The 5652-nt window shown below is 69.1% G+C and carries 6 protein-coding genes and 3 pseudogenes; 3 read left to right on the forward strand and 6 right to left on the reverse strand.

What is annotated here, in order from left to right; all coding sequences use genetic code 11:
* Positions 1 to 115: pseudogene (locus tag ACFVWD_RS57055) on the forward strand (IS6 family transposase); the annotation flags it as partial.
* 174 nt (positions 116 to 289) lie between these two features.
* Here ACFVWD_RS57055 and ACFVWD_RS57060 read toward each other — a convergent pair.
* Entirely contained in the window at positions 290 to 700 is a 411-nt protein-coding gene (locus ACFVWD_RS57060) for a hypothetical protein (protein ID WP_389606984.1), read from the reverse strand.
* 66 nt (positions 701 to 766) lie between these two features.
* Between ACFVWD_RS57060 and ACFVWD_RS57065 the strand changes: the two are divergent.
* A pseudogene (locus ACFVWD_RS57065) lies at positions 767 to 865 on the forward strand (IS982 family transposase); the annotation flags it as partial.
* A 202-nt stretch (positions 866 to 1067) separates the two neighbouring features.
* On the opposite strand, the gene ACFVWD_RS57070 reads toward ACFVWD_RS57065, so the two are convergent.
* Complete coding sequence (locus ACFVWD_RS57070) at positions 1068 to 1595, reverse strand: hypothetical protein (RefSeq protein ID WP_389606986.1); 528 nt, start codon at positions 1593 to 1595, stop codon at positions 1068 to 1070.
* An 84-nt stretch (positions 1596 to 1679) separates the two neighbouring features.
* Between ACFVWD_RS57070 and ACFVWD_RS57075 the strand changes: the two genes are divergently transcribed.
* On the forward strand, positions 1680 to 2561 hold the full coding sequence (locus tag ACFVWD_RS57075) for an alpha/beta fold hydrolase (protein ID WP_389606988.1): 882 nt from the start codon (positions 1680 to 1682) through the stop codon (positions 2559 to 2561).
* Positions 2562 to 2565: 4 nt separating this feature from the next.
* On the opposite strand, the gene ACFVWD_RS57080 is transcribed toward ACFVWD_RS57075, so the two are convergent.
* The 4 genes and pseudogenes from ACFVWD_RS57080 to ACFVWD_RS57095 form a co-directional block, all read right to left on the reverse strand.
* Positions 2566 to 3021 (reverse strand): hypothetical protein, encoded by a 456-nt coding sequence (locus tag ACFVWD_RS57080; protein ID WP_389606989.1) that lies wholly within the window; start codon positions 3019 to 3021, stop codon positions 2566 to 2568.
* Positions 3018 to 3551, reverse strand: coding sequence for an RNA polymerase sigma factor (locus ACFVWD_RS57085; RefSeq protein ID WP_389606991.1), 534 nt, complete (start codon positions 3549 to 3551; stop codon positions 3018 to 3020). Before ACFVWD_RS57085 ends, ACFVWD_RS57080 begins: the two co-directional genes overlap by 4 nt.
* A 406-nt stretch (positions 3552 to 3957) precedes the next feature.
* Positions 3958 to 4679: pseudogene (locus tag ACFVWD_RS57090) on the reverse strand (IS6 family transposase).
* Positions 4680 to 4791: 112 nt separating this feature from the next.
* Positions 4792 to 5259 carry a DUF4232 domain-containing protein gene (locus ACFVWD_RS57095; RefSeq protein ID WP_389606993.1) on the reverse strand — a complete coding sequence of 156 codons (468 nt, stop codon included), beginning with the start codon at positions 5257 to 5259 and terminating at the stop codon, positions 4792 to 4794.
* Positions 5260 to 5652: the final 393 nt, after the last annotated feature.

The following is a 5652-nucleotide window of genomic DNA, read 5'->3' on the forward strand; positions in this document are numbered from 1 at the left end:
CTTCCGGCCCCACCGCCACCTGATGACAGCCTCCGACCACCGAGCCGAGATGACCCTCCGCTTCGCCATCTGGGACCAGATCACCCGCGCTGCCAGCCGGCCCACCACGGCCTGAACACAGACCCGGACCGCGGGCCCACCACGCCCCGACACGCCATCAGACACTCACGCACCCAACAACGTGACAACGCCGTTTCAGCTGTCGGGGTGGCGGGATTTGAACCCACGGCCTCTTCGTCCCGAAGCAACTTGCGTGGGCGCTCGACCTGGGGCTGTCCGAGGCCGTGACCTATAGGGCGAAGCCGGTCTCCCGGTCTGCGGCAGCGATCTGGTCGTGGAAGCGTTTGTGGACCCAATGACGCTCGCCGAGGAGGTTCACCTGCCCCCATCGGCCGGAGACCGGACCAAGTCGGGTATGGCGTGGCATCGTGCCTGCCAGACGCTGTGGACTGGCGCCGCCGGACAGCTTGCTGCTGTCCAATACGTAGATGGCGTCCTGGGTGACCGCGAAGCAACGGTACTTGTTCCAGAACATCGTCAGGCCGGTGAGATAAGTGATGACGAAGAACCAGAAGTTCGGCGCGCTCTGGCAGATGAACACCTGCCGGATCTCGCTGCCGGCGGGCAGGAACGGTGCCGAGCGCTGCACCAGGTCCTGCCGCGGCTCGGGGTCGCGCCGGCCGGTCTCGTCAGCGGTCATACCGTCCTGCCTTCCCTGTCGCGCGTATCCGCATTCACGAGGCTGTCACGTCGCCGGGGTGTGTCGATCGAGTCGGTCAACGAGACTTTCAAGGGCCAGCTCAACCTCGAACAACACCGAGGCTGCACGCCGGACGGCGTGCCCGTTGCCCCTTTGGCGCGTATCTCGGTCACACCCCGACAGTGTCGGCCGCCACCGCAGATCCTGTACAGGCCACGCTTGCGGCCGTGACCTCCCGCTGCGGCCTGCCACACGGCGATCCCGGCAGCCATACTGCCGCCGGGGCTGCGGCCGGAGTTCCAGCCCCGGGGACCGTCACAGAGCCCGTACGGGCCCGATACTGAGCATTCGGCACCTCTGGTCCCGACTATTCCGGCGGCGTTGGGGGATCGCCCTCCGCTGGCCACGTCGGCAAGGTGCCGCGGTGAGGTTCGAGGCGGTGGAGTTCCCGAATGCCTCGGATCCGGGCGGTTGCCTCGGTAAGGGCGTCCTCCGGCGGCCACATCCGGAAACCGTGGAAGCGTTCGGCGATCCGGTCCGCCTTGTTCAGGAGGCGCCTCTCGCGCGTGACGAACCCGAACCCTCCATACCGGATGGCTGTGGACACGTGCATGGCGTCACGGATGTGGTTGTCCCGAGCGGTCGCCCGGTCCACGTTCGGGAACAGGATGGCGAACACGTCGCGCAGGCGGGCGTGGTCCTCCTCAGTGCCCCAGACGGAGGAATCCCAGCGGGATTGGCCCCAGACCATTGGCCCGAGCGCCTCCGGGTAGCCGGCGCTGGCCTCGGTGAGCTGTGCCCACTTCTCAGCGGGCGCGTCGGCGAGTTCGACGGGTTGGCTGAGGCAGCGGTAGACGACGGAAGTCGCCTGGTCGAGATCTGGACGTACGTACACACAAACACGAGGGAACCTTCGCCGGATCGTGCGCCTCCTGGCGGGGTGAACGCGACTTCTCGTGTCTGGCGAAGGGATCCTCTCATGACCAACAGCGACCGCCCCATGCCACCGCTGGAAGGGGCCGAGCACCGGTGGGTGACGGTCCGTGGGGCCCAGCTGCACATCGCCGAGTCCGGCAGCGGCGAGCCCGTCGTGCTGCTGCACGGTTTCCCGCAGCACTGGTACGCGTGGCGCGCGCTCGTCCCGCTGCTCGCCGACGGCCACCGGCTGATCTGCGTCGATCTGCGCGGCTTCGGCTGGTCGGAGCAGACCGAGCGCGGTTACGACACGGACGGGCTCGGTGACGACATACTCGCTCTGCTGGACGCGCTCGGCCTCGACCGAGTGACCCTGGTCGGGCACAACTGGGGTGCCGGGGTGGGCTTCCGGCTTTGCCAGCGGGCCCCGGAGCGGTTCCGTGCCTTCCTCGCGCTGAACATGGCGCACCCGTGGACGCGCCACCGCAACGTCCTGCCGAATCTGTGGCGGATGTGGTTCACCGCCTTCATCGAGTACCCGGTGCTCGGACGGCTGGTCCTGCGGCACTGGCCGGCCTTCACCCGCTATCTGCTGCGACGCGCGGTCGCCGACCCGGCGGCGTGGCGGGACGCGGATCTCGTGGAGTTCACCGAGGCGGCACAGGGCTCGGCCCATGCCGGGCAGGCGATGTTCTGGCAGTACGTCGTGCGGGACATCCCGGCGGGCTTCCGGGGCACCCACCGCCGACGGCGGCTGGCCGTCCCGACGCTGGTCCTGGGCGGCGAGCACGACCCGGTGATCCCGCCTGCCCTGCTGCGCGGCGGCGATCCTAACGCGGACGATCTGACCGTACGGGTGGTGCCGGGCGCGGGGCACCATCTGCACGAGGAGCGGCCGGAGTTGGTGGCCGAGGCCCTGCGGAAACTCATCGCCGAGGCCAGCTGAGGGGTCAACGCAGGGCGGCGCGGCGCTCCACCTCGCGGAAGAAGGCATGAGTGCGGCGTTCCCCGAGCAGGCTGCGGTACACGCGCTGCACGGGGCCAAGGGCGGCGGGGCGCGCCGCGCCGCAGACGGCGAGCCGCGTCCCGGTGCCGTCCGGCGTGGCGGCCATTCCCATTGTCACCAGCCGGGATTGCATCAGGCACCACCCGGGGCTCAGCCGTACATCGAACGGCCCGCGCAGGCCAAGTACGTCAACGGCCTGCGCCGCTTTGCGCTCGCTGTCGCCGGGCGGGACTTTGAACTCCCGGACGAGAGGGATCAGATGGGGCAGCTCGCCCTCCAGGTCGGCGATGACAGCCCATACCTGGTCGAAGGGCAGAGCGATCCGTGCCTCGGCGTACAGGGGGGCGCGCAGTCCAGCGGCCAGTACGCGCAGCCGGGCGACCGTATCGGGTGCGTTCACCGTGTCCACGCCTTCCGGAAGGAGGAACGGGCCCTGTTCAGCCGTGACTTCACGGTGCCCTCGGGTACGCCGAGCAGCTCGGCCATCGTCCGCTCGTCCAGGCCTTCCAGTTCCCGCAGTACCAGTACGGTGCGGTGCTGGACGGGCAGTCGGGCAAGCAAGTCCCGAACTTCTGTGGTCAGTTCATTGCCGACGCCAGGCAGCAGTTCCCGCAGCCGGGCAATCTCCTCGGGGTCGGCGGGCATCTCGCCTGCGGTGCGTCGCGCCACCCGGACAGCCTCCCGCACGGTGACCGCGCGCACCCACCCATAGAACGCCTGCGGATCCCGCAGTCCGCGCAGCCCCCGGAACACCGCGAGAAGGGATTCCTGCACGGCGTCCGCGGTGTCGGCCGGGGCAATCGGGGTGCACAGCCGGGTGACGTACGGCGTCACCAGCTTCAGCAGGTCGTCCATGGCGAGGGCGTCGCCACACCGCGCGGCGCGTACGAGCGGCGTCGCCGCGTCCCAGGGCCGCACGTCGTCATCCATCGCCGCACACCGTATACGTAGCGCCTCGGATGGGGCGGCTCAGGGCGAGTCTCTCGCTCGTTTACTGCCTGCCGGCTACAGGACGAGGTACTCGCGGAGCTTGCCGCGGACGTGGGATCGCTTGTCGCCGTTGCGGAGGCCAGGGGTGGGGTGGGAAGTTGCTCGGCGATCTGGAGGTCGTCCAGGGGCTTGCGGCTGACGGGCACGTCGGCGTAGCCGCGGTCGTCCTCGCGCCACTTGGACAGGTCGGGATCGACGGACCGTACGCGGACGACGGTGCTGTCGGCGACGTAGATGATGGCCTTGACACGGGAACGGCGGGCCGGAGCGGCGTTGTCACGTTGTTGGGTGCGTGAGTGTCTGATGGCGCGTCGGGGCGTGGTGGGCCCGCGGTCCGGGTCTGTGTTCAGGCCGTGTTGGGCCGGCTGGCAGCGCCGGTGATCTGGTCCCAGATGGCGAAGCGGATGGTCATCTCGGCTCGGTGTCGGGATGCGGTCATCAGGTGGCGGTGGGGCCGGAAGTGGGGTGAGATGCCGCTGAACGCGGACAGGAACCGCTGGGCCGCGCCCGTGCTGCGGAAGCCCTTCATCGCGCGTTCACGCTGGCGCATGGGCTGGTGGCTGTTCTCCGCCCGGTTGTTCAGTCCCTTGTGGAGCGGTGCTCGACGGAGGGCATGACCTCACGGTGGGCCGCACCGTAGGAACGCAGCTTGTCCGTGACGACCACCCGCGGCACCGACCGGGTCTTCTTCATCAGCCTGTGGAAGCAGCGTCGGGCGGCGGTTTTGTCCCGCCGGATCTGGACGAGGATGTCGACCAGGACGTTGCCGTCCTGGCCGACGGCCCGCCACAGGTACTTCAGCTCCCCGTTGATCCTGACGAACACCTCGTCCAGGTGCCACTTGTCCCCGGGCCGGGGCCGGCGGCGGCGCAGTCCGTCCGCGTAGGCCTGGCCGAACTTGGCGCACCAGCGGCGCACTGTCTCGTAGGAGACGATGACGCCGCGCTGGAGCATCAGCTCCTCGACCTCGCGGAAGCTGAGCGGGAAGCGGAAGTACAGCCACACGCAGTGGGAGATCACCTGGACCGGGTACCGGTGCCCCCTGTACGACGGCGACGCGCTCCCCACGGACAATCCCCTCCCAGCATGACCAACCAGAAGATCATCCCACCCGGTCAGCCAACGTGACAGCGCCCGACGAGAACGCAATGCCGGCACGGGGCGCTGTGCCGTGCGCCGTCTACCGCAGTCGGGGTGCGCCGAGGTGAACGGTGTCGCAGAACACCGGGGTCACATTCCGGCCGTGTAGGTCGGTGATCTGCACGGTAGCGCCATAGTCGGTGGGCGCGGGGTGCGGCGGCAGCACCTCGATGCGTGGGTCGTCGTCGACCGGTATCGAGCAGGAACCGTTAGGGGCAGGGGACGCAGGGTAGAAGAGCGGGAAGTCGACCGAGTTGCCGGGGCCCAGCATCAGGCGGACCGGCGCCTTCGCTTTCGGCTCCGACCAGACGGCCGGCCCTTTGCCCGCGTAAGCGTGAAGCTCCGGATAGCCGTTGAAGGCGCAGGACGCGGTGCTGGTGTTGGTCGCGCTCAGCAGGGCCGTCGGCGCCTTGCTCGACTTGTCGGCGAGGCGCGTCAGTCTCCATCGCAGCTGCTTGGTGCCGCATGCGGCACCTGGTCGGACGCCTGCCGAGGCCGAGGGCGACACGGTGGTCTGTGACGGCTCGACGGTCGGCGCCGTTGTCCGTGACGGCCCGGTGGTCGGCTGCGCGGCAACACGGTGTTCTGGACCGCAGGCTGCAGCAGCCACAACCACCCCCAGGCTGATCGCGCAGACTGCCGCTGTTCGCCGTGCCATGAGTACATCCCCCTGGTGGAGCACCCCTGCAAAGGCCGTGTGCCCCCGCTTCTGACTCCCGGACAGGGAGATACACACGCCTCCCGGAAGGTTCCCAAGGCTGATTCCCCACGCCCATGCCTGAGCCATCTTCCGACCACCACGGCTCCCATCCCTTGTTCTTCGCAGGGAATCCCGGTCTTCAGGCCGGGCGGGAATGCGATCCTCGGCCCGGAGGCGCGAAGCGCCGGAGTTCTCTGCGCC

The sequence above is a fragment of the Streptomyces sp. NPDC058086 genome (genome assembly GCF_042885015.1).
Classification (GTDB): domain Bacteria; phylum Actinomycetota; class Actinomycetes; order Streptomycetales; family Streptomycetaceae; genus Streptomyces.